General features: G+C 72.0%; 22 protein-coding genes. 12 read left to right on the forward strand and 10 right to left on the reverse strand.

Going from position 1 to position 20,443, the window contains the following annotated elements:
• The first annotated feature begins 102 nt into the window (after nucleotides 1-102).
• On the forward strand, nucleotides 103-591 hold the full coding sequence (locus ACZ6QO_RS33945) for a hypothetical protein (RefSeq protein WP_465856925.1): 489 nt from the start codon (nucleotides 103-105) through the stop codon (nucleotides 589-591).
• A 13-nt stretch (nucleotides 592-604) separates the two neighbouring features.
• Here the strand turns inward: ACZ6QO_RS33945 and ACZ6QO_RS33950 are convergent, their stop codons facing one another.
• Nucleotides 605-1,117, reverse strand: a complete 513-nt coding sequence (locus tag ACZ6QO_RS33950) for an NUDIX hydrolase (RefSeq protein WP_465856927.1) — start codon at nucleotides 1,115-1,117, stop codon at nucleotides 605-607.
• 27 nt (nucleotides 1,118-1,144) lie between these two features.
• Here ACZ6QO_RS33950 and ACZ6QO_RS33955 point away from each other — a divergent pair, with 27 nt between their 5' ends.
• The 3 genes from ACZ6QO_RS33955 to ACZ6QO_RS33965 all read left to right on the forward strand — a co-directional run bounded on the left by ACZ6QO_RS33955 (nucleotide 1,145) and on the right by ACZ6QO_RS33965 (nucleotide 3,581).
• The gene (locus ACZ6QO_RS33955; RefSeq protein WP_465856930.1) at nucleotides 1,145-1,825 is read left to right on the forward strand and encodes a DUF6758 family protein; all 681 of its coding nucleotides are present in this window, start codon (nucleotides 1,145-1,147) and stop codon (nucleotides 1,823-1,825) included.
• A 132-nt stretch (nucleotides 1,826-1,957) separates the two neighbouring features.
• The gene (locus tag ACZ6QO_RS33960; protein ID WP_465856932.1) at nucleotides 1,958-2,677 is read left to right on the forward strand and encodes an MBL fold metallo-hydrolase; all 720 of its coding nucleotides are present in this window, start codon (nucleotides 1,958-1,960) and stop codon (nucleotides 2,675-2,677) included.
• A gap of 1 nt (nucleotide 2,678) precedes the next feature.
• Entirely contained in the window at nucleotides 2,679-3,581 is a 903-nt protein-coding gene (locus ACZ6QO_RS33965) for a RecB family exonuclease (protein ID WP_465856934.1), read from the forward strand.
• Nucleotides 3,582-3,668: 87 nt separating this feature from the next.
• Here the strand turns inward: ACZ6QO_RS33965 and ACZ6QO_RS33970 are convergent, their stop codons facing one another.
• Nucleotides 3,669-4,547, reverse strand: a complete 879-nt coding sequence (locus ACZ6QO_RS33970; protein ID WP_465856936.1) for an alpha/beta fold hydrolase — start codon at nucleotides 4,545-4,547, stop codon at nucleotides 3,669-3,671.
• Nucleotides 4,548-4,743: 196 nt separating this feature from the next.
• Entirely contained in the window at nucleotides 4,744-6,744 is a 2,001-nt protein-coding gene (locus ACZ6QO_RS33975) for a DEAD/DEAH box helicase (RefSeq protein WP_465856938.1), read from the reverse strand.
• A gap of 482 nt (nucleotides 6,745-7,226) precedes the next feature.
• Here ACZ6QO_RS33975 and ACZ6QO_RS33980 point away from each other — a divergent pair, with 482 nt between their 5' ends.
• The gene (locus ACZ6QO_RS33980) at nucleotides 7,227-7,967 is read left to right on the forward strand and encodes a ferritin-like fold-containing protein (protein WP_465856940.1); all 741 of its coding nucleotides are present in this window, start codon (nucleotides 7,227-7,229) and stop codon (nucleotides 7,965-7,967) included.
• Nucleotides 7,968-8,317: 350 nt separating this feature from the next.
• On the opposite strand, the gene ACZ6QO_RS33985 is transcribed toward ACZ6QO_RS33980, so the two are convergent.
• From ACZ6QO_RS33985 to ligD, 4 genes are all read right to left on the reverse strand, one after another.
• A complete protein-coding gene (locus ACZ6QO_RS33985) occupies nucleotides 8,318-8,548 on the reverse strand; it encodes a DUF3107 domain-containing protein (protein ID WP_465856942.1) in 231 nt (76 codons plus the stop codon).
• Nucleotides 8,549-8,728: 180 nt separating this feature from the next.
• The gene (locus tag ACZ6QO_RS33990) at nucleotides 8,729-9,349 is read right to left on the reverse strand and encodes a TetR/AcrR family transcriptional regulator (RefSeq protein ID WP_465856944.1); all 621 of its coding nucleotides are present in this window, start codon (nucleotides 9,347-9,349) and stop codon (nucleotides 8,729-8,731) included.
• Between the two features lie 111 nt (nucleotides 9,350-9,460).
• Entirely contained in the window at nucleotides 9,461-9,694 is a 234-nt protein-coding gene (locus ACZ6QO_RS33995) for a hypothetical protein (protein ID WP_465856946.1), read from the reverse strand.
• Between the two features lie 62 nt (nucleotides 9,695-9,756).
• Complete coding sequence (ligD, locus tag ACZ6QO_RS34000; RefSeq protein ID WP_465856948.1) at nucleotides 9,757-10,665, reverse strand: non-homologous end-joining DNA ligase; 909 nt, start codon at nucleotides 10,663-10,665, stop codon at nucleotides 9,757-9,759.
• A gap of 176 nt (nucleotides 10,666-10,841) precedes the next feature.
• On the opposite strand from ligD, the gene ku reads away from it, so the two are divergent.
• A complete protein-coding gene (gene ku / locus ACZ6QO_RS34005) occupies nucleotides 10,842-11,768 on the forward strand; it encodes a non-homologous end joining protein Ku (protein ID WP_465856950.1) in 927 nt (308 codons plus the stop codon).
• Between the two features lie 222 nt (nucleotides 11,769-11,990).
• Here ku and ACZ6QO_RS34010 read toward each other — a convergent pair whose 3' ends face one another.
• Nucleotides 11,991-12,521, reverse strand: a complete 531-nt coding sequence (locus ACZ6QO_RS34010) for a hypothetical protein (protein ID WP_465856951.1) — start codon at nucleotides 12,519-12,521, stop codon at nucleotides 11,991-11,993.
• Between the two features lie 340 nt (nucleotides 12,522-12,861).
• Between ACZ6QO_RS34010 and ACZ6QO_RS34015 the strand changes: the two genes are divergently transcribed.
• Both ACZ6QO_RS34015 and moeZ read left to right on the forward strand, forming a co-directional pair.
• Entirely contained in the window at nucleotides 12,862-13,818 is a 957-nt protein-coding gene (locus ACZ6QO_RS34015) for an alpha/beta fold hydrolase (RefSeq protein ID WP_465856953.1), read from the forward strand.
• Nucleotides 13,819-13,936: 118 nt separating this feature from the next.
• Nucleotides 13,937-15,115 (forward strand): adenylyltransferase/sulfurtransferase MoeZ, encoded by a 1,179-nt coding sequence (moeZ, locus tag ACZ6QO_RS34020; protein ID WP_465856955.1) that lies wholly within the window; start codon nucleotides 13,937-13,939, stop codon nucleotides 15,113-15,115.
• A 184-nt stretch (nucleotides 15,116-15,299) separates the two neighbouring features.
• On the opposite strand, the gene ACZ6QO_RS34025 is transcribed toward moeZ, so the two are convergent.
• Both ACZ6QO_RS34025 and ACZ6QO_RS34030 read right to left on the reverse strand, forming a co-directional pair.
• On the reverse strand, nucleotides 15,300-15,605 hold the full coding sequence (locus ACZ6QO_RS34025) for a winged helix-turn-helix domain-containing protein (RefSeq protein ID WP_465856957.1): 306 nt from the start codon (nucleotides 15,603-15,605) through the stop codon (nucleotides 15,300-15,302).
• Entirely contained in the window at nucleotides 15,605-16,096 is a 492-nt protein-coding gene (locus ACZ6QO_RS34030) for a hypothetical protein (RefSeq protein WP_465856959.1), read from the reverse strand. Before ACZ6QO_RS34030 ends, ACZ6QO_RS34025 begins: the two co-directional genes overlap by 1 nt.
• A 157-nt stretch (nucleotides 16,097-16,253) precedes the next feature.
• Here ACZ6QO_RS34030 and ACZ6QO_RS34035 point away from each other — a divergent pair, with 157 nt between their 5' ends.
• The 4 genes from ACZ6QO_RS34035 to ACZ6QO_RS34050 are packed head-to-tail and all read left to right on the forward strand — an operon-like array spanning nucleotide 16,254 to nucleotide 20,392.
• A complete protein-coding gene (locus ACZ6QO_RS34035) occupies nucleotides 16,254-16,940 on the forward strand; it encodes a hypothetical protein (protein WP_465856961.1) in 687 nt (228 codons plus the stop codon).
• Nucleotides 16,934-18,268, forward strand: coding sequence for a S8 family serine peptidase (locus ACZ6QO_RS34040; protein ID WP_465856963.1), 1,335 nt, complete (start codon nucleotides 16,934-16,936; stop codon nucleotides 18,266-18,268). The genes ACZ6QO_RS34035 and ACZ6QO_RS34040 overlap by 7 nt, the downstream gene beginning before the upstream one ends.
• On the forward strand, nucleotides 18,258-19,205 hold the full coding sequence (locus ACZ6QO_RS34045; protein ID WP_465856965.1) for a hypothetical protein: 948 nt from the start codon (nucleotides 18,258-18,260) through the stop codon (nucleotides 19,203-19,205). The genes ACZ6QO_RS34040 and ACZ6QO_RS34045 overlap by 11 nt, the downstream gene beginning before the upstream one ends.
• Nucleotides 19,199-20,392, forward strand: coding sequence for a S8 family serine peptidase (locus ACZ6QO_RS34050; RefSeq protein ID WP_465856967.1), 1,194 nt, complete (start codon nucleotides 19,199-19,201; stop codon nucleotides 20,390-20,392). Before ACZ6QO_RS34045 ends, ACZ6QO_RS34050 begins: the two co-directional genes overlap by 7 nt.
• Nucleotides 20,393-20,443 lie beyond the last annotated feature (51 nt).

The raw sequence follows: 20,443 nt of genomic DNA on the forward strand, positions 1-20,443 counted from the left end.
GGGGGGAAAGAGGGGCCTGAAAGAAGCGACACCCCCAACACCCCCCCCCCCCCCCCTCCCCCCCCCCGCCCCCCCCCCCCCCCCCCCCCCCCCTCCGGGGTGGTGTGGTCCTCGCGTGACGGGCTGAACTGGACGGCGCGCAAGCGGGTGATCCCCGAGGGCGCCCGCTCGGCGAACCTGCGCAGGGTGGTCCTGCACGACCAGCGCATCGTGGCGGTGGGCGGAGCGACCAACGACAAGGGGGTGGAGCAGCCGTTCGCGGCCGTCTCCACCGACGACGGCGTCACCTGGCGCTACTCGTGGCTGCCGGCCGGCGCGCCGGCGAGCGTGCTGGACCTGGCCGACTCCAAGGACGGCCTGGTGGCCGTCGGCTCTTACGGGCCGCCCGCCACCGGGGACAGCACGGTCTGGACGTCACCGGACGGCGGCGACTGGCAGCGGCACACGCTGACCGGTGACGGCATGACCGGTGACGGCGCTCAGTGGCTCGGCGCCATCGCCGTCATCGGCGACCGCGTCGTCGCCGTCGGCCGCTCGACCACCTACACCTCCGACCACCTGACCCTATGGCGCACCTCCTTCAGTCGCTGACCCCCACCCCGCCTCAGAGTTCATTGCAAGGACGGAAGGCATCTGGCGGAGGTGAGTGGTCGCTGGGCCGGCTGCCGGACGTGCGGGGACGGTTCGGCCGGGCGGGCTGGGCGGGGGGCTGGGGTTCGGGTTCGGGTGGGAGTACTCGCCAGGTGATCAGGACGTCCAGCAGGCCTGGGGTGAGGGAGAGCGCCGTCGTGCCGTCTGGGGTGAACCAGCCGACGGCGGAGGCGTCGTCGCCTGCTCGGGGGGTGCCCTGGCGGGCGGTCGCGAAGTAGTCGTGGATCTCGTACACCACCCCGTCCGGGCCGGGACGCTCGACGGTGCCCGCCAGGGCGCCGACGGACACCACCAGGCCCGTCTCTTCGAGCAGTTCGCGCCGCAGCGCGCGGGCGTCGGACTCGCCGGGCTCCACCCTGCCGCCGGGCAGGGACCACAGCCCTTCGCCGGGCGGCCGCCCGCGGCGGACGAGCAGCAGCCGGCCTTCGCCGTCGATCACGACCCCGCCTACGCACCTCACGCGCATGTGCCAAGATTACGCCGGGATAACGGGATGGCCCTTGACTTCTCCGCGCCGACGGAAGCACCGTGGGTAATTGTGAGAGCCCCGCCCACCTGCCCTCGGTGTTTCGGCGCGCTACGCCCGCCAAGCGCGTGGTCGAGCGCCTGGCGTTGCGGCGTGCACGGCGCCGTCCTGCCCTTCTACACCAGACGCCCCTCCAGTGAGGCGCTGCAGGTGATCAGCAGAGATTCGCGGGTGCCGTTCTGGCTGCCGTGGCCGCTGCCGCCGGGATGGCTGGTCACCGGCTTCGGTGACGCGGGGGACGAGCGCACGGGCACCCGCGCGGGGGTGGTGGCCTGCTCGGGACCCTCGGTCACCCACGGGCCCGCCGACCTGCTGATCGTCGCCGAGGAGCCTGGCATGGGCCTCGGCGCGGCGTTCGCCGGCCTCGACGGTCCCGATCCGGGGCCGGGGTTCGACGCCGGGCCGCCGAACGCCAAGGTCGAGGCGCTCGGGCATCCCACGGCGCTGTGGTGGGTCGAGGGCCTGCCCGATCGCGCCGTCTATGTCGGCGAGGCGATGGGCGACTGGCTGTGGGTCATCGCCTGGCCTGCCGAGGCGGGATGCCTGGTCGCGCTCACCCAGCTCTCGCTCCGCGACCTGCGCGAACACGACCAGCAGCTCGACCTGCCCTACGGGGCCTTCTCACCTCGCCTCGGCGAGGAGCCGTGACGCGCCGGCCGTGGTGACGGCGGCCGATCGCGGCGGCGGACCGCGAAGCGGACCGGCGGGCGAGTCCCATTCTCCGGCAATGCGTTCCCGTTAGTATCGAGACGGGCACGAGTGTTCGGTAAGGTCGTGGCCGTGACAGCGCGTATCGAGCGAGTGGTGACCGAAGGCGTCGTGACGATCGACGGCGCCGAGCACAAGGTCGAGAACAACACCTGGATCATCGGCGATGACGAGGAGGTCATCGTCATCGACCCCGCGCGCGACGCGGAGACGATCCTTTCGAGTGTGGGCGACCGCGAGATCCTCGCCGTCGTGTGCACCCACGGCCTGCCCGAGCACGTGGCCGGGGCCATCGAGGTGGCGGCGCGCGACGAGGCGGTCGTCGCGCTCAACCGCAAAGACCGCCAGCTCTGGCGTGAGACGTGGCCGGAGACCTACCCCGACATCGACATGGAGGACGAAGGCATCTTCGGCGTCGCCGATGTCGAGCTGGAGGTCATGACCACGCCCGGCGTCACGCAGGGCGGCGTCTCGCTGTACGTGGAGGCGCTCGAGGCGGTCTTCACCGGCAAGACCCTGCTGGCCGACGGGCCGGGCAAGCTCGAAGGCGAGTATCCCGCCCTGGCCGACCAGCTCACGGCGATCGGCGAGCGGCTGTTCACGCTGCCGCCCGAGACCCGGGTGCTGCCCGCCCACGGTGAGGAGACCACCATCGGCGAGCAGGAGCCGCACTTCGACGACTGGCTCGCCGGGTCGCTCACCCGCGGCGCCGACGACGATGACGAGGTCGTCGAGGGGCCGCTGGCCGACGGCACGCGCGTTTCGGGGATCAAGCTCAGTTTCGACGAGTGACGTGCTGCAACTCGGCCTTGAAGGCATGCCCCGGCGGCTGTACTCCTGCACGCCGTCGCGGCTGAACACCTGGCTCGACTGCCGGCGTCGCTACCGCTTCACCTACCTCGACCGTCCGGCGCCGCAGAAGGGCCCGCCGTGGGCGCACAACAGCGTCGGCGCCTCGGTCCACAACGCGCTGGCCGGGTGGTGGCGCGAGCCGTACGAGCGCAGAACCCCCGCCATGGCGGGGATCCTGCTCACCAAGGGCTGGATCACCGAGGGCTTCCGCGACCAGGAGCAGTCCACGCTGTGGCGCGACCGCGCGAGGGCCATGGTGTCCGGCTACACCAGCACGCTCGACCCGTCCGACGACCCGGTCGGCGTCGAGCGCACGGTCGCGACCCGCACGGCGGTGATCGCGGTGTCCGGGCGCGTCGACCGCATCGACCGGCGCGGCGACGAGCTGGTCATCGTCGACTACAAGACCGGCCGGCGCCCGCTGACCGAGGACGACGCCCGATCTTCGCTCGCGCTGGCGATCTACGCCGTGGCGTCCTCGCGCGTGCTGCACCGCTCGTGTCACAAGGTCGAGTTGCATCACGTGCCGACGGGCGAGATCGTCGCCTGGGAGCACACGGACGAGTCGCTCGGCCGTCACCTGCGCCGGGCCGAGGAGATCGCCGTAGAGGCCTCCGAGGCCGACGAGCGCTACCGGGAGTGGAAGGCCGCCGCAGCCACGACCCGACGGCCCTCCGCTGACGCGGGCGGCGCGCCGGTCGCCGTGCCGCCGGAGGTCGACGCGAGCTTCCCTCCGCGTCCGGGGCCGGTCTGCTCGTGGTGCGACTACCGGCGCCATTGCCCCGAGGGCCAGGCCGCGGGCTCCCCGCGCCAGCCGTGGGACGCCTTAGCCGACCCAGTCTGACCGCGTCCGACCCTGTCCGGCCCCGTCTGACACCTTCGCGGCCCGCGCTCTGACCTGCCCTGGCCCCCGCCTGACGGTGGCGGGGGGTCAGGAGGCGTGCGGGAGGTGTTGCTCCGCCTGGTTCCAGAAACGGGTGAGGGCGTGCGCGGTGGTCTCGGGGGCCTCGACGGCGGGCGAGTGCAGGGCGCCGGGGACCACGACGCACTCGGCGTCGAGCCGCTTGGCCATCTGGGCCTGGCTCGACGGCGACCAGCCGTCGTCGTGCTCGCCGTACAGCACCAGGGTGGGCACGCCGACCTCGTGGAGGTCCTCCACCCGGTCGGCGGCGCCCAGCACCTGCTCGGCCATCGCGAGCAGCCCGGTCGGCGAGTTGGCGAACAGCCGCCTGCGCAGGAAGGCGAGGATGTCGTCGGGGACGCCCGCGACGATGGCCTCCGGTTCGAGCCGGTGCGTCCACAGGTATTCCAGGCCCACCTCGGGCAGTTCGCGCAGCAGGACGCGGCACGCCTGCTCGCGGGGGCCGGTGATGCCGGAGGGGCCCGAGCTCATCAGCGTGTAGGAGGCCAGCTTGGTGGCCCCGCCGATGACGGCTTCGCGGGTCACCAGGCCGCCGAACGAGTGGCCGACCAGGTGGATGGGCTCGCCGCCGCCGACGACCGCGGCCACGTGGTCGATGTCGTCGCCGAGGGCCTCACAGGTGTAGGCCGCCGGATCGTCCGGTCCTTCGGTCTCGTACTGCCCGCGCATGTCGATCGCCACGACGCGGCGCCCGGCCTGGGCGAGCGTCTGGAAGATCGCGATGAAGTCCTCCTTGCTGCCGGTGTATCCGGGCACCAGCAAGGCGGGCCAGCGTTCGGGAACGCCGCTGACGGGCAGCGCCTCCAGCGCCGCGAACGTGCCCACGGGCGTCTCGATCCGCTGTTCGCGGACACCGGGGGGCAGGGTCAGGAATCGCGGCGTGCTCACGTGGCACCACGATACTGACGGTCCAGCACCGCAACACCGTCAAACGCTGTACGCCGGTTCCTTGGTTGACTTTCCACTCTCTCACCCGATCGGATGGCGGTTCACCGCGATCTGAGCGCGCCCGTCGAACGGCGGGCCGCCGCATGGGCGGCCCGCCGTTTCGTCGCTCGGACCCCGGTCTTCACATGCCGCCTGGTCAGCCCCTCCGGGGTCGCTGGTTCGACGGCCGCCGGCGCTGTTGGCGCTGCTCGGAGGCCGCGGAGGGGGCCACGTCATCGTCCGTCGCCAGGTCGGGCGAACGGAAGATGATCGAGAACGGAGAGGGCGGGATGATCCGCTCCGGCTCGGGGCGCGCGACGGGCGCCTCGGGGACGGCGGGCGCGGGCGGCGCCGGCGCTTCGAACTCCTGGACGTCGATCAGCGCCTCCTGTGCGACGGGCGACGTGGCGCCGCCGTCTTGGACGGTGGGAGCGGCGACCTCCGCGAGGGCCTCCGACAGGGCCGCCTTGTTCGCACCCCTGCGGGCGCGGCGCGTCGCCGGGACCTCGATGGCCTCGTCGACGGCCGGCGCGGCCACGATGGGCGCGGCGACGGCCGGCGCGGCCTCGGCCAGGGACGGCGCGGCCTCGCCGGCGATCGCCCTGCGGGACCTCGCGGCCCCCCGGCGCCGGGACACGGGCTCGCCGGTGACCAGGCCCTCGGCCGCGGTCGCGACCGGCTCGGGCGAGACCACCGGCTCGGGCGGGACCACCGCGGCCGGCGCCACGAGCTCGGCCGGCTCGGGGGCGAGGATGTCGCCCTCGAAGCCGGCGTCGCCGGCGATCACCGACTGGGCCGTGTCGGCCGTGTCGGTCATGTCGGTCATGTCGGTCATGCCGACCGTGTTGGTCATGTCGGCCGTCTGGCCGGCACGGGTGCGGCGGCGCTGGCGGTTGCGGGCCGGCCGCTCGCGGCGCTCGTCACGCTCACGCCGTTCGTCACGCTCACGCCGTTCGTCGCGGTCGCGGCGCTCGTCGCGGCGCGAGCGATGACGCCCGGTCTCGCCGAGGTCCTCGATCTGCTCGGCCTCCAGCCCCGCCCGCGACCGCTGCGCGCGCGGCAGCACGCCCTTGGTGCCCTCGGGGATGTGCAGGTCGGCGTAGACGTGCGGAGAGGTGGAGTAGGTCTCCACCGGCTCGGCGAAGTCGAGGCCGAGGGCGTTGTTGATGACCTTCCAGCGGGTGAGCTCCTCCCACTCGACGAAGGTCACCGCCACGCCCGTGCGCCCCGCCCGGCCGGTGCGGCCGATGCGGTGCACGTAGGTCTTCTCGTCCTGCGGGCAGTCGTAGTTGACGACGTGGGTGACGTCGTCGATGTCGATGCCGCGCGCCGCCACGTCGGTGGCGACCAGCACGTCGATCTTGCCGTTGCGGAAGGCGCGCAGCGCCTGCTCGCGCTGGCCCTGCCCGAGGTCGCCGTGCACGGCCGCCGCGGCGAAGCCGCGCTCCTTGAGCTGCTCGGACACCATGTCGCAGGCGCGCTTGGTCTCGCAGAACACCATCGTCAGCCCGTGGCCCTCGCACTGCAGCATGCGGCCGACGATCTCGATCTTGTCCATGCGGTGCGTGCGCCAGACGAACTGGGTCGTCTTGGAGACGTCCTCGCTGTCGGCGTCGGCGTTCTCGGCGCGCACGTGGGTCGGGCGCGACAGGTAGCGGCGCGACAGCTGGACGATCTCGCCCGGCATGGTCGCCGAGAACAGCATGGTCTGCCGCTCGGCGGGGACCAGCTTGATGATGCGCTCGATGTCGGGCAGGAAGCCCAGGTCGAGCATGCGGTCGGCCTCGTCCAGGACCAGCATCGAGATCTGGGCGAGGTCGAGGTGCTTCTGCTTCACCAGGTCGAGGAGGCGGCCGGGCGTGCCGACGATGACGTCAACGCCCTGCTTGAGCGCCTCGATCTGCGGTTCGTACGCGCGCCCGCCGTAGACGGTCAGGATGCGCGAGCCCAGCTTGCCCGCGGCGACCACGAGGTCTTCTGTGACCTGCAGGGCCAGCTCGCGGGTCGGCACGACGACCAGGCCGCGGGGCTTCTTGCGGTTCTTGCGGGGCTTGCCGACGCGCTGGAGCATCGCCACGCCGAAGGCGTAGGTCTTGCCGGTGCCGGTGCGCGCCTGGCCGATGACGTCCTGCCCGCTGATCGCGAGTGGAAGCGCCATCTCCTGAATGGGGAACGGGGAGATGATGCCCTCTGTTTCGAGGGCATCGGCGATCTCCGGTATGACTCCAAGGTCTCGGAACGTGGTCAGCTCGGCCTGCCTAGGTCTCCTGCGAAGGCGGGCTTCCGGGACCGCTGGCAGAAGCAAACTCGTGCCGGGTCCGCGCGGAAAAGCCAACCCTCATCTCGTCTCGGCGACCGCCGCGGCGTCTGGCGCGTGGGGGCTATCAGGCGATGATCTCCCTGAAGACATTCTGCGGTCGCACTCTTACAGGGCAGTGTACTCGATACCACAAGAGTGAGCCGATTTCTTGGTGTTCGACATCGTCAACGGCTGTGTCGCCGGCGGTTTCCCCTGCCGTGTCGCGGGAACGGACCGCGCCGCGAGCCCGTCCCGCGGCCGCGTCGCCGAGCCGCGGGCCGGGGACGCCGGAGCGGTCGGCCGGGGTCCACCGGCCCGGGCGATCCTCGTACTCTGCATCCATGAGTGATTCCCCTGCCGGTGTGGTCGATCTGCTCGGCGTTCTCGCCTACGCCGAACTGACCGCGTTCCTCAGGCTCGCCGAGGACGCCGCCACTCTCGCCCCCACGCTGACCGACCGCGCCGAGCTCAGCGATCTCGCCGCCGCCGAGTACGCCAACTTCCGGCTCGTGCGCGACCGGCTGTCCTCCCTCGGCGTGAATCCGGAGGAGGCCATGGCGCCGTTCGTCGCCGCCCTGGACGACTGGCACGCGCAGACCCGGCCGGGCGACTGGCTGGAGGCGCTGGTCAAGGCCTACGTCGGCACGGGCATCGCCTCCGACTTCTACCGTGAGGCCGCCCGGCACGTGGACGAGGACACCCGTCAGATCGTCAACGAGGCGCTGGCGGAGGAGGTCCGCTCGCAGTTCGTGGTCGAGCGGGTTCGCGCGGCGCTGGAGGGCAATCCCAAGCTCGGCGGCAGGCTCGCGCTGTGGGCGCGGCGCATGGTCGGCGAGGCGCTCAGCCAGGGCCACCGGGTGGCCGCCGCGCGCCCCGACCTCGCCCTGCTGCTGGTCTCCGCCGCCTCGGCGGAGGCGAACGGCGGCGCGTCCGCCGGCGGCGGCGATGCCGAGGCGGCCGCCGCCGGCGGGGCGAGGACCGAAACGGACGCCGACCTGGTGGAGATCGGGCGGCTGTTCGCCCGCCTCACCGAGGAGCACGGCAGGCGCATGGCGGCTCTCGGCCTGGTCCCCGGGCCCTGAACGCCGGGTTTCGGACTTCTGGCGGAACAGGTGCGGTGATCGAGGGGCGCGAAGTGCCCGCGCGGTTGTAGCGTGCGAACATGAGGGCCTCGCGCCGCTACGGCAGTTTCCTGATGAGATGTGGACCGAACCGCTGGACATCCCGGCCGGTGTTGCGAAGGGGGAGCGCCGGTTGCCCGGCGGTCAGCCACAAGGGGGACGATGTGCGGCCCGCACGCCGCCCCTGTGGCTGCTCGCTCCAGTCGCGAGAAGAGTGCGCGGGCCTGTAGGGCCCGCGACGGGGGTCTGCGAACAGGCCCCCGTCTCGCCACCCGCGCGCTTTGGGGAGCGCACTCCCCAAAGCGGCGGGGTCAGAGCGTGCCGCCGAAGCCGACAGGACGCGACTCGTCGCCGCCGATCTCGATGAAACCGAGCGCGGAGACCGGGACGATGATCCGCCGGCCCTTCACGTCGGTGATCGAGAAGACCCCGCGATCGGCGGCCAGGGAGTTGCGCAGCTCCTGTTCCACCTCTTCGGCGGACAGCTCGGTCTCGACGATGATCTCTCGGTGTACGGAGCGGATGCCGATCTTGATTTCCATCGGGCTCTCTCTCGGTGTCGGCGAAGCGGTGCTGATGCCATCGTCGCGCCTCGGCGGGCGGAACACCGGCGTCGATCGCGTCAAGCGAACAGCCGGCGGACGTCGATCGCTCGGGGCGAACAAAGCGAACCGAGCGAACAAAGCGAACTGAGCGAGCCGGGCGAACAGCGAGACGAGGGCTCAGGTGGTGCGGGGGAACCCGCCGATGCCGCGCCAGGCCAGGCGGGCCATCAGCTGCGTCGCGACGTCCTTGGGGATGGAGCCGTGGCTGGCCAGCCAGTAGCGCGCGCTCACCTCGGCCATGCCGACCAGGCCGACGCCGAGCAGGTGCGCCTCGTCGCTGGAGCAGCCGGTGTCCTCCTGGATGACCTGGCTGATCATCTCGGCGCTCTCGCGCAGAGAGCGCTCCATGCGCTGGCGCACCGGCGCGACGTTGCGCAGGTCGGACTCGAAGACCAGGCGGAAGGCCTCGCCCTGGCTGGAGACGAAGTCGAAGAACGCGCCGATGGCGGCGTGGACGCGCTGCTTGTTGTCGGTCGTGGAGGCGAGCGCCTCGCGGCAGCGGTTGGCCATGTCGTCGACGTGCAGGTCGAGTAGCGCCAGATAGAGCTCAAGCTTGCCCGGGAAGTGCTGGTAGAGCACCGGCTTGCTGACCCCGGCCCGTTCGGCGATGTCGTCCATCGCGGCCGCGTGGTAGCCGTTCTCCACGAAGACCTCTTGCGCCGCGTTGAGCAACTGTCGGCGCCGGGCCAGCCGGGGCAGGCGGGTGCCCCGGGGCTTGGCGTCCGGGGTAGCGGTCACGGGTCACTCCTTGAGGGCGGTTCACCCGCCGCGCGACGGCTGGTCGCGCGCCGGTCGGTGCTGGTCGTCGATCCGGTGCGAGGTTGACATCCTACGCGCGGCCGATCGGGATCAGCGATAGTCGTCGTCGTCCAGCTCGACGACGCGCTCCTGGTCGGCGGCGTCGGCCGGGTCGGCGTCGTAAGGGATCTCGAGCGGCCATTCGCGGCGCTCGCCGCGGGTCGTCAGGTGCTGTTCGATGGCGTCGGCCTCCGGGACCTCGGTCTGCAGCTCGTCAGCGACGTCGTCAAGGGGCTCCAGCGCGTCCAGCGGGACCTCGCGGCCGCTCAGGTCCATCTCCGACATCTTCCGTCCCTCCGTAGGCGGTGAGCGCTCCGGTGTGCGCTCCATACCCCGATGCGTCCAGACTACGGCCCCTCCCCGGCCTGGCTCCGCTCCGGCGGCGCCATGAGGTCGCCGAGTCGCGCGACGCGGTCGAGGACGTCGCCGGCGGTGAAGACCAGGTCGCCGGGACGGGCGCAGTCCTCGACCTCCTGCCAGCCGAGCGGGGTGGAGGCGGTGGGGGTGGGGTTGGCGCGCAGCGAGTAGGGGGTGACGGTGGTCTTGGCCGGGTTGTTCTGCGACCAGTCGATGAAGACCTTGCCGGGGCGGAGCTTCCTGGCCATCTGGCTGACGATCTCCTCCGGGCGTTCCTTCTCCAGCCGCTGGGCGAGGGCCTTGGCGTACTCGGAAGGGTTCTCCTCGCGTCCCTCCCATGGCACGTAGACCTGCATGCCCTTGTTCCCGCTGGTCTTGGGCCGGCCGGTGAGGCCGTCCTCCTCCAGGGCCTCGCGCAGCCGCAGCGCCACCCGGCAGCACTCGACGATCGTCGCCGGCGCGCCGGGGTCGAGGTCGAAGACCATGATGTCCGGCGGCAGCGCGCGGCCGTCCTCGTCCACCCGCCACATGGGGGTGTGGAACTCCAGCGCGGCCAGGCCGGCGAAGTACACGAGCGTGGGCAGGTCGTCGACGATGGCGTACTCGATGGTGTCGCGGTCCTTGGTGCTGCCCGGAGCGGGCAGCCGGGCCGTGCGCACCCACGCGGGGGTGTGCGCGGGGCGGTTCTTCTCGAAGAAGAACTGCCCGTCCACGCCGCCGGGGTAGCGCTTGACGGTCAGCGGGCGCCCCTTGAGATGGGCGAGCATGGCGGGCGCGACGCGGCTGTAGTAGTCGATCACCTCCGCCTTGGTGAACCCCGCCTCCGGGTACAGCACCTTGCTCAGGTTCGTGAGCGTCAGCTCCCGGTGATCGACCCTGACCCGGACCTTCTCCGCCACACCCACCACTTCCCTGAGGTTTCTTTTCCCGTGCTGACGTCGGACGCCGTTCCGGCAGATGGTGGCTTGACCGGATACGGCATTCCACACTGGGTATCTGCCCATTTAGATACTGCATTGCGCCCTTGCCGCTAGCGAACCTCAGTTCGATAGTGGCGCTGAGGTGAGGAGAGGTCATGCGTAGCATCTGGAAGGGTGCCATCTCGTTCGGTCTCGTCACGATCCCCGTGAAGCTCTATTCGGCCACCGAGCAGAAGGATGTGTCGTTCCACCAGGTGCACCGCGAGGACGCCGGGCGCATCAGGTACAAGCGGGTGTGCACGGTCGACGGCGAGGAGGTGCCGTACTCCGAGATCGCCAAGGGGTACGAACTGCCCGGCGGCGAGATGGTGGTGCTCACCGACGACGACTTCGCCGACCTGCCGCTCAGCACCTCGCGCCGCATCGACGTGCTGCAGTTCACCCCGTCCGACCAGCTTGATCCGATCTTGTTCAACAAGTCGTACTACCTGGAGCCGGAGGCCGCGGGGGTGAAGCCGTACGTCCTGCTCCGGGACGCCCTGGAGCGCACGGGGCAGGTGGCGATCGTGAAGGTCGCGCTGCGCCAGCGCGAGTCGCTGGCCGCCCTGCGCATCCGCGAGGGGGTGTTCGTCCTGGAGACCATGCTCTGGCCGGACGAGGTCCGCGAGCCCGCCTTCGACTTCGTGGACGAGGACGTCGAGGTCCGCCCGCAGGAGCTGCAGATGGCCGAGTCGCTGATCGAGACCATGGCGGGGGAGTTCGATCCGGGCGAGTACACCGACGCCTACCGCGAGGCGCTCCAGCAGGTGATCGAGGCCAAGGTGGCGGGCAAGGAGCTCGTGCGGCCCGAGGCGGCCGAGCAGGCCGGGCCGGCGGTCGACCTGATGGCGGCGCTGCGCGCCAGCGTGGACGCGGCCAAGCGCGAGCGCGAGGGGGCGGGGGAGAAGGCTCCGGCGGACAAGAGGAAGGCGGCCGCGAAGCCGGCCAGGGCGTCCGCCGGCCAGCCGGCGGAGAAAACGGAAAAGGCGGAGAAGGAGGCGAAGAAGCAGGCGCCGAAGCGCCGCGCCCGCAAGTCCGCTTGAACGGCCGGGCCGCGCCGGACGAGCACGGCCCACCGGTTTTGCGGTTATAGGTGGTAATTCGCCGGGATAAACGGCCGGTGCGGGCTTTCGCAGCGGGAAAGACCGGTGACCGGCACGAGGAGGCCCCGGAGCGTTGCGCTCCGGGGCCTCCTGTCAGGTGCTAAGCGGCCGGTCGTGCCTCCGGGCGGGGGCGCCGCCCGGAAGGCCGCCTAGGATCATCGATCAACGGTCGCCGTGGTCGTGCTTGCCGTGGTGCTTCTTGCCGTGCCAGTGGTGCTCGGGCTTCCAGTGCCTGCGGTCGTCACGGAACCAGTTGTGGTGCCCGCCGCCGTGGCTGTTGTGGCCGATGATGGCGCGGAAGAAGCGCGCCTCGACGACCTTGAAGAAGCAGTTGCGGTGGCCGCCCCCGTGGCTGTTGTGGTGACGACGGTGCTTGCTGAAGCCCTTGTGGCCCCAGCCGTCGCCGTCGTCGTCGTAGTCGCCGTAGCCGCCGTAGCCGCCGTGGTGGCCGCCGTGGTGGCCACCGCCGTAGCCGCCATGGTGGCACTGGCCGCCGCCGTAGCCGCCGCCACCGAAGCCGCCACCGAAGCCGCCGCCGAAGCCGCCGAAGCCGTCGCCGAAGCCACCGAAGTCGGTGGTGACGGCGGCGGAGGCGTTGGCGCTCGTGGCCGTGGTGGCGCTGAGGCCGACGAGGCCACCGGTCAGTGCAGCGGTGACGGTCAGCGCAGCGGCGTATTTCTTGACGTCGGGCATTACGTTTTCCCCCTTGACGCATCGGGTTGCCCAGCGGATGCATTTACTGGATTAGGAAGTAAATGCCGGGTGACTCGTTATGAGTGCTCCCAGATGTCTTATTTTCCTGGGCACCCATACGACAAACGGTGATCACTGCCTTTTGGCAGCTACTTAACCTGCCCTTATATCTTTCAGATCAATATTTCCCGATTTGTCCGATATTTCCCGTGATGCTGCGCCCTCCTCCGACCCCTCATGGCCCCCCAGCCCGGCCGCGTGAGCGTCCCGGGGCGTCCTGAGCCGGGTTATCGTCGAACCGAGGGTGAACGCGAGGGGAAGAGGGCGAGGGGGAGAGACGGTGGACGATCCGATACCGCACTGGCCAGGGGAGCTGCTGGAGGTGGGCGACCTGGCCGTTCACGTGCGCTCCACTCCCGAGGGGCCGCGCGAGAAGGCCGTGTTCGTGCACGGCCTGGCGGGTTCGGCCACCAACTGGACCGACCTGATGGGCGAGCTGAGGCACGAGGTGCGGGGATACGCCCTCGACCTGCCCGGGTCGGGCTACTCGCCCGAGCCTCCCGGCGGCGACTACTCCATCGCGGCGTACGCCGCGGCGGTCACCGCGCTGGCCGAGCGGCTCGGCGGCCCGGTCCACCTGCTCGGCAACTCCATGGGCGGCGCGGTCTCCGTACGGGTCGCGGCCACCCGCCCTGATCTGGTGCGCACGCTCACCCTCATCTCCCCCGCACTGCCCGACCTGCTTCCCCGCTACGGTCCCGCCCGCGTCGCGATGTCGGCCGCCCCCCGCCTCGGCGAGTGGGCGATGACCCGGCTGCGCTACCTGCCGCCCGAGCGGCGCATCCGCGCGACCATGGCGATGTGCTACGCCGACGCCGGCCGGGTGCACCCCGACCGGCTTGAGGACGCCGTGGCCGAGCTGCGCCGCCGCGACGAGCTCTCCTACGCCGCCCCGGCGCTGGTGGGCTCGGCGCGCGCCCTGGTCGGCGAGTACTTCCGCCGGGGCGAGGAGAACCTCTGGCGGCTCGCCGAGCAGATCAGCGCCCCCACGCTGGTCGTCCACGGCAGGCATGACCGCCTGGTGCACCCGCGCATGGCAGCGCGCGCCGGCCGCGCGTTCTCAGACGTGCGCCTGGTGCTGCTGCCGCACGCGGCGCACGTGGCACAGATGGAGTACCCCGCGCTCGTGGCCCGCCACGTGCGCCTCCTGGTCCAGGACGGCGCACGGCCGGGGGTCGGCGGAGCGAAATACCCGAAAAACGCCCAGAACCTAGAGGATACGGCGACCGTCGGATAAGACTGCCGATTCGGGAATGCGGGGGCGACCGGGTTAGGTTGAGACAGACGGCGGGGCGCGTAGCCTGGACGGGCGAGCCGCCAATTTAGTGAATCCCCTGAAACGGGAGCGTAGAACTGTGTCGTTGCCACCGCTGGTAGAGCCGGCCGACGAGCTGACCGTTGACGAGGTGCGCCGCTACTCTCGCCACCTGATCATCCCCGATGTCGGGATGGCCGGGCAGAAGCGGCTGAAGAACGCCAAGGTGCTCTGTGTGGGCGCCGGCGGCCTCGGTTCCCCGGCCCTTATGTACCTCGCCGCCGCCGGCGTCGGCACGCTCGGCGTCGTCGACTTCGATGTCGTCGATGAGTCCAACCTTCAGCGTCAGATCATCCACGGTCAGTCGGACGTGGGACGGCTGAAGGCCGAGAGCGCCGCGGCGAGCGTGCGCGAGATCAACCCGCTCGTCAACGTCGTCATCCACAACGTCGCCCTCACGACCGACAACGTGATGGACATCTTCGCCGCCTACGACCTCATCGTGGACGGCACCGACAACTTCGCCACCCGCTACATGGTCAACGACGCGGCCGTGTTGCTCGGCAAGCCCTACATCTGGGGCTCGATCTACCGCTTCGACGGGCAGGCGAGCGTGTTCTGGGCCGAGTACGGGCCCTGCTACCGCTGCCTGTACCCCGAGCCGCCGCCTCCAGGCATGGTGCCCTCGTGCGCCGAGGGCGGCGTCCTCGGCGTCCTGTGCGCGTCCATCGGCTCCATCCAGGTCAACGAGGCGATCAAGCTGCTGACCGGCATCGGCGACCCGCTGGTCGGGCGTCTGATGATCTACGACGCCCTGGAGATGAAGTACCGCGACGTCAAGGTCCGCAAGGACCCCGAGTGCCCGCTGTGCGGCAAGAACCCGACGATCACCGAGCTGATCGACTACGAGGCGTTCTGCGGCACGATCTCCGACGAGGCCCAGGAGGCCGCGACCGGCTCGACGATCACCGCGCGGGAGCTCAAGGACATGCAGGACCGCGGTGAGGACATCTTCCTCATCGACGTCCGCGAGCAGAACGAGTACGAGATCGTCAACATCCCGGGCGCCGTCCTCATCCCCAAGGGCGAGTTCCTGCGGGGCACGGCCCTTGAGATGCTGCCGCAGGACAAGAAGATCGTCCTGCACTGCAAGTCCGGCGCCCGCTCGGCCGAGGCGCTGGCGGTCGTGAAGAACGCCGGCTTCTCCGACGCCGTCCACGTGGGCGGCGGCGTGCTGAGCTGGGTCAAGACGGTCGACCCCTCGCTGCCGACCTACTGACCCGACGGCGCCCCTCACCGGGCCGCCCAGGCCACGGCGGCGACCAATGAGCCTCCCGCGGCCGGCGACGACCCACGACCCGTCCTCCCTCATGGAGGACGGGTCGTGTTCTTCGGCCTCGCTTCGTTCGGCGGGCTCGCGGCGTCTTTCCGGCCTCGCCGCGCTCGGAGCACCTTGGACGTGGTCAGTCGGAGGTGAGCGAGAGGCCTGAACGGGCGACGATCTCCCGCAGGGCGGCCACGTGCGCCTCGTAGGCCCGGCGGCCGGCCGGGGACAGTTTGAGCCAGGTGCGTGGACGCTTGCCGACGTGGCCCTTGCGGATCACCACGTACCCCGCCGCCTCCAGCGCGGCGGCGTGCTTGGACATCACCGAGTCGCTGACCTCGACCTCGTCGCGGACGAAGGCGAACTCGGCCTCCTCCACCGCCGCGAGCAGCGACGTGATGCGCAGCCGGGCCGGTGCGTGGATCACCGGGTCGAGCTCGGCCATCAGCCTGCCTCGATCTTGGCCGCCATGCGCCAGGTGATCCACCGGCTGATGAGCGGGCCGGTGACCGCCATGTACGCCGTCATGGCGAGCCCGCCGTAGGTGCGCGCGTAGGGCACCCCGGCCGCGGCCAGCGGCAGGCCGATCCCTAGGGACAGGCCGATCGCCACCCACAACCACGCTATGTAGGAGATCAGCAACCTCCAGGTGAACAGGCTGCGGTGGGGGCGCTGCCTGCGGACGAACACCGCTGCGCCCACCAGGCCGCACATCACGAGCGTGAGCAGGATGAGGCTCACCACCGTCACCGGGCCGAAGGTGCCCGACTCGGTGCAGAACTGCACCGCGGTGATGTAGAGGCCGAGGCCGGTCGTGTACCAGGCGGGGAACCAGGGTCGGCCCCTGATGGCCCGGACCTGGGAGGCGCGGATCTCGCGGAGCGCGCGGGCGGCGTCCTCGGGGGTGATGTGCGCGGCGTCCTGGGGGGTGTCCATGGCATCTCCTCGCTTTCCATTCAGGAAAGTACTTTCTGCTTTCCACTCCGTCAAGTACTTTCCAATGGGGTCTATGGGGATGGAACAGGAGATGCCGCCCTGCGGGGGCGTTAAGGTCGGGCAGGTGAGTGTCGTACGTGCCTTGCCGTCCTTATTTGTGGCGTCAGCGCTCACCCTGGTCTGCGCGGTCGCCGCCGGCGTGTCCGCCGGAGCCGCCGTGACCGAGCTGACCCGCGGCCCGGACGCCGCCGAGGTCCGGCAGGCGTCGGCCGAGGAGACCGCCCGCCGCTGGCAGGCCTGGCCCGCGGGCAGGATCTTCCCGTCGACGCTGCCGTACGTCCCCGAGCAGGGCGGCAAAGAGTACGCCCGCAGGGTCGGCATCTCCTCCCGCACCGACTGCTCCGCCGCGGTGGACGCCGCGCTGCGGATGGCGCTGAAGAACGCCGGCTGCCGGGCCGTGCTCCGGGCGACCTACCTGGACGCCCTCCAAGGCGTGGTCGTGACCGTTGGCGTCGCGGCCTTCCCCGACCAGGCGTCCGCGCGCAAGGCGCGCGCCGCGTTCCCGCGGGGAGGCGTGCCCTCGCCGGGGCTGCGCGCGCTGGCCTTCCCCCAGACCGTCGCCGACCGGTTCACCGCCGCCGCCCGCCAGTCGTCCGCGCTGGCGCAGGCCGGCCCGTACCTGGTGGTCACCACGGCGGGCCAGGTCGACGGCAGGCCGGCCCGGTCGGTGGGCCGCCAGCGCTCCACGATCTTCTCCTTCACCTCCGACCTGGCCGAGGGGGTCCTGACCGCGCTGGCCACCCCCGCGCGGCCCGACTGCGCGGGAAAGGACTGGCAGTGCTGAGGGCCGCCGCCGCGTCCCTCGCGTTCCTGCTGTTCATCGCCGTCCTCACGGCCGGGCTGGTGGTCGCGCCCTGGCTCCTGGCGCCGCCCGCCGCCTCGGCCGACCAGGTGCGCGGCAGCCAGCGCCAGGTGCTGCGCACCCTCGACGTGGCCGACGCCTGGCGGGTCACGCGCGGCGCGGGCGTCCTGGTCGCGGTCCTTGACTCGGGGGTCGACCCCCGCCACCACGACCTGGCCGGCTCGGTGGTCACCGGCCCCGACCTCACCGCGGGCGCCAACCCGCGCGGCACCGCCCCCCGCCGCCTGCACGGCACGTACATGGCCTCGCTGATCGCCGGGCACGGGCACGGGCCCGGCCGCTCCGACGGGGTGATCGGCGTCGCGCCCGCCGCCCGGGTGCTGTCGGTGCGGGTCATCCTGGAGGACGACGAGCCCGGTTTCGAGACCTTCAACTCCCAGGCGCGGTACGAGAGCGTCGTCGCGCGCGGCATCCGGTACGCCGTCGACAAGGGCGCCCGGGTCATCAACATGTCGATCTCCAAGGACCGGCCGACCCGGCAGGAGCGGGCCGCCATCAGGTACGCCGTCGCCAAGGGCGTGGTGCTGGTGGCGGCGGCCGGCAACGACGGGGCCGGCCGCCGTGACGGGCCGTACTCCTACCCGGCGTCCCTGCCGGGGGTGATCTCGGTCGGGGCGGCCGACCACGGGCTGCACAAGGCGTCGTTCTCCAACCGCAACTCCCTGGTGCTGCTGGCCGCGCCCGGCGTGAACGTCTTCGGCGCGGGGCCGGGCGACCAATACTGGGTCGGGCGGGGCACCTCCCAGGCGACGGCCCTGGTCTCCGGCGTCGCCGCGCTGATCAAGGCCAGATATCCGCGGATGTCCCCCGCGCTGGTCGCCCAGGCGCTCACCACCGGCGTCACGCGCAGGCCCGCCCGCGGGTACGACCCGGGCGTGGGGTTCGGCGTGGTGAACGCGGCCCGCGCGCTCGCCGAGGCGGCCAGGCTGGCGCGCCACCGCCACACCGCCACCGGGCCCGGCGTCCAGGACGCCGACCTGCCCGTGTCCTCCGCGCCCGGCGGCGAACGCGCGCCGCTGCCCCCGGTGCGTGTGGTGCGGCGCGACACGGGAATGATCACCCTGTACGGCGGGGTCGCTCTGGCGGCCACCGCCGGGGCGGGGGTCGGCCTGGCGGCGATGATCCTGCTCCTGCGGCGCCGCCGGCGCGGCGGGCACGGCAGGCGGGTGAGGCGGACACCGGGCAACGTGAGGGAGGCGAGAGGGGCGGTGGCGGCGGGCGCCGACGTAGCATCGAAGTATGTCGCCTGAGGAGCCACGGGCGCGGCCGGTGACGCCCTGGCCCGCGCGTGCCACCGGCGCGCGCGGCGCTTCCCGGCTCCCGGGGGCCGGCGGCTCCCGCGCGGGCTCCCGGCGGTGGACGGCCGGCGCCGGTCCGGCCGGCGGGGCAGCGCGGCCGTGGAGCGGCGCCCGGGCGCGCGCCGCGAGCCTCCAGGCGGCCAGAGACCGCGCGGAGCTCGAACGCGGCATCCGCTTCCGCTCCCTGTTTCTGCTGATCATGGGGACGATCCTGGCGATCGCGGCGATCAACGTGCTGCTCGGCTCGGTGGGGCTGCTGCAGGAGACCCGCTCCCGGCCGCTCACGGTGGCCGAGCGCGCCCGCTACGCCGAGCAGGACATCGCGCGGCGCTGGCAGGCGTGGCGGGCCGACGCCGTCTTCCCCGCCCAGGTGGAGTACCTCGGCCTCGCCCGGGTACGGCAGCTCGCAAGACGCGTCGGCATCGCCCCGGAGGCCCCGTGCGCCTCCGTGGTCGACCCGCCCGTCGCCTCGGTGCTGCGCGCGCACGGCTGCCGCACCATGCTGCGGGCGACCTACGTCGACCAGACCTCGACCTTCGTGGTGACCGTGGGGGTGGCCGTGCTGGCCGATGAGGAGGCCAGGGTGGACGCCACGGCCGACCTGCCCGTGGACGACCGCGTCGGCGTGCGTCCGGTGGCCTTCTCCGGCACGGTCACGGACGGCTTCGGGGCCGCGCAGCGCCAGCGCAGCGCCTGGACCGGAGCCGGGCCCTACATCGTCTTCTCCACCGCCGGGTACGTCGACGGCCGCACCCGCGACGCCGTGCCGCCGCAGGAGATCACCCACAGCGAGCTGTGGCCGACGGCCCAGTCGGTCGCCGGGCACATCGCCCGCGGCCTCGCCGCTCCGCCCGACATCCCCCGGTGCACCCAGGGGAACGTGTGTTGAGGGCGGCCGGCGCGCTCGGCGCGGCGCTCGCGCTGGCCGGGCTGCTCGCCGGGCCGGCGGGCGCGAACGCCGCGCCGCAGGACGTGCGCGACAGGCAGCAATGGGTCCTGGACGCGATCAACGCCGAGCGGGCGTGGAAGACCACCCGCGGCGGCGGGGTGACCGTCGCGGTGATCGACAGCGTCGTCGACGCCACGACACCGGTGCTGAAGGACAAGGTCACCGTCGCGCCCGACATGCGTTCGAGCCTGTTCGACGACGAGACCGCCGTCGCCACCGGCCCGCACGGCACGGCGATGGCCTCGCTCATCGCGGGGTCGGGGCGCGACGGCGGCCTCATCGGCGTGGCGCCCGACGCGCGCATCCTGTCGGTGCCGGTGATCGACGAGAGCGAACCCGAGCAGAACCTCGTCGAGCCCGACGACGGGCTCGGGCTGCCGTCCGAGAGCCCGCTCTCGCGGGCGCTGCGGTACGCGACCGACCACGGGGCCCAGGTCGTCAGCATGTCGCTCGGCGAGTACGCCACCCAGCGGGCCGACCGCCAGGCCGTCGCGTACGCGCTGGCGCGCGGGGTGGTCCTGGTGGCGGCCGTGGGCAACGACGGCGACTCGCGGGCGGCGCAGAAGCTCGGCACCTCGTTCTGGAGCTTCCCCGCGGGCTACGCCGGGGTCATCGGCGTCGGCGCGGTCGACCGGCGCGGCAGGCCGGCCGGCTTCAGCAGCGACAACCTCTCGGTGCTGGTCGGCGCGCCGGGCGTCGGCGTGCCGGCGGCGGTCCCCGGCGGGGGTTATGTGGAGGTGGAGGGCAGCAGCGCCTCGACGGCGCTGGTCTCCGGGGTCGTCGCGCTGATAAGGGCGCGATATCCGAGCCTGCCCCCCGAATTGGTCTCCCGCGCCATCTCCTCCACCACCAAGGGAAAGCCGCGGGCCGGATATGACGACAAAGTGGGTTTCGGTGTCGTCGACGCGGCGGCCGCGCTCACCCGCGCCGGTGAACTCGCCGGCTATCGCGGCTCGCTCGCCGTCCGCGACGATCTGCATTTCGGCAATGGCACGACCGCGCCCGCGCCCACTCCGCCGGGCGCCGATCCCCTGCGGCTGTGGGTCTACGGCATCGGCGTCCTTCTCGGATTGGCAGGCTTCGGCGCCGCCGTCGTCGTGCTGACCAGACGGGCGGAACGGCAATGATCACATGTGGGCCGCGATCAGGGCGCTATTTGGCGGCCGTTCGGCGGCATT

It is taken from the genome of Sphaerisporangium sp. NPDC049457, from assembly GCF_055586705.1.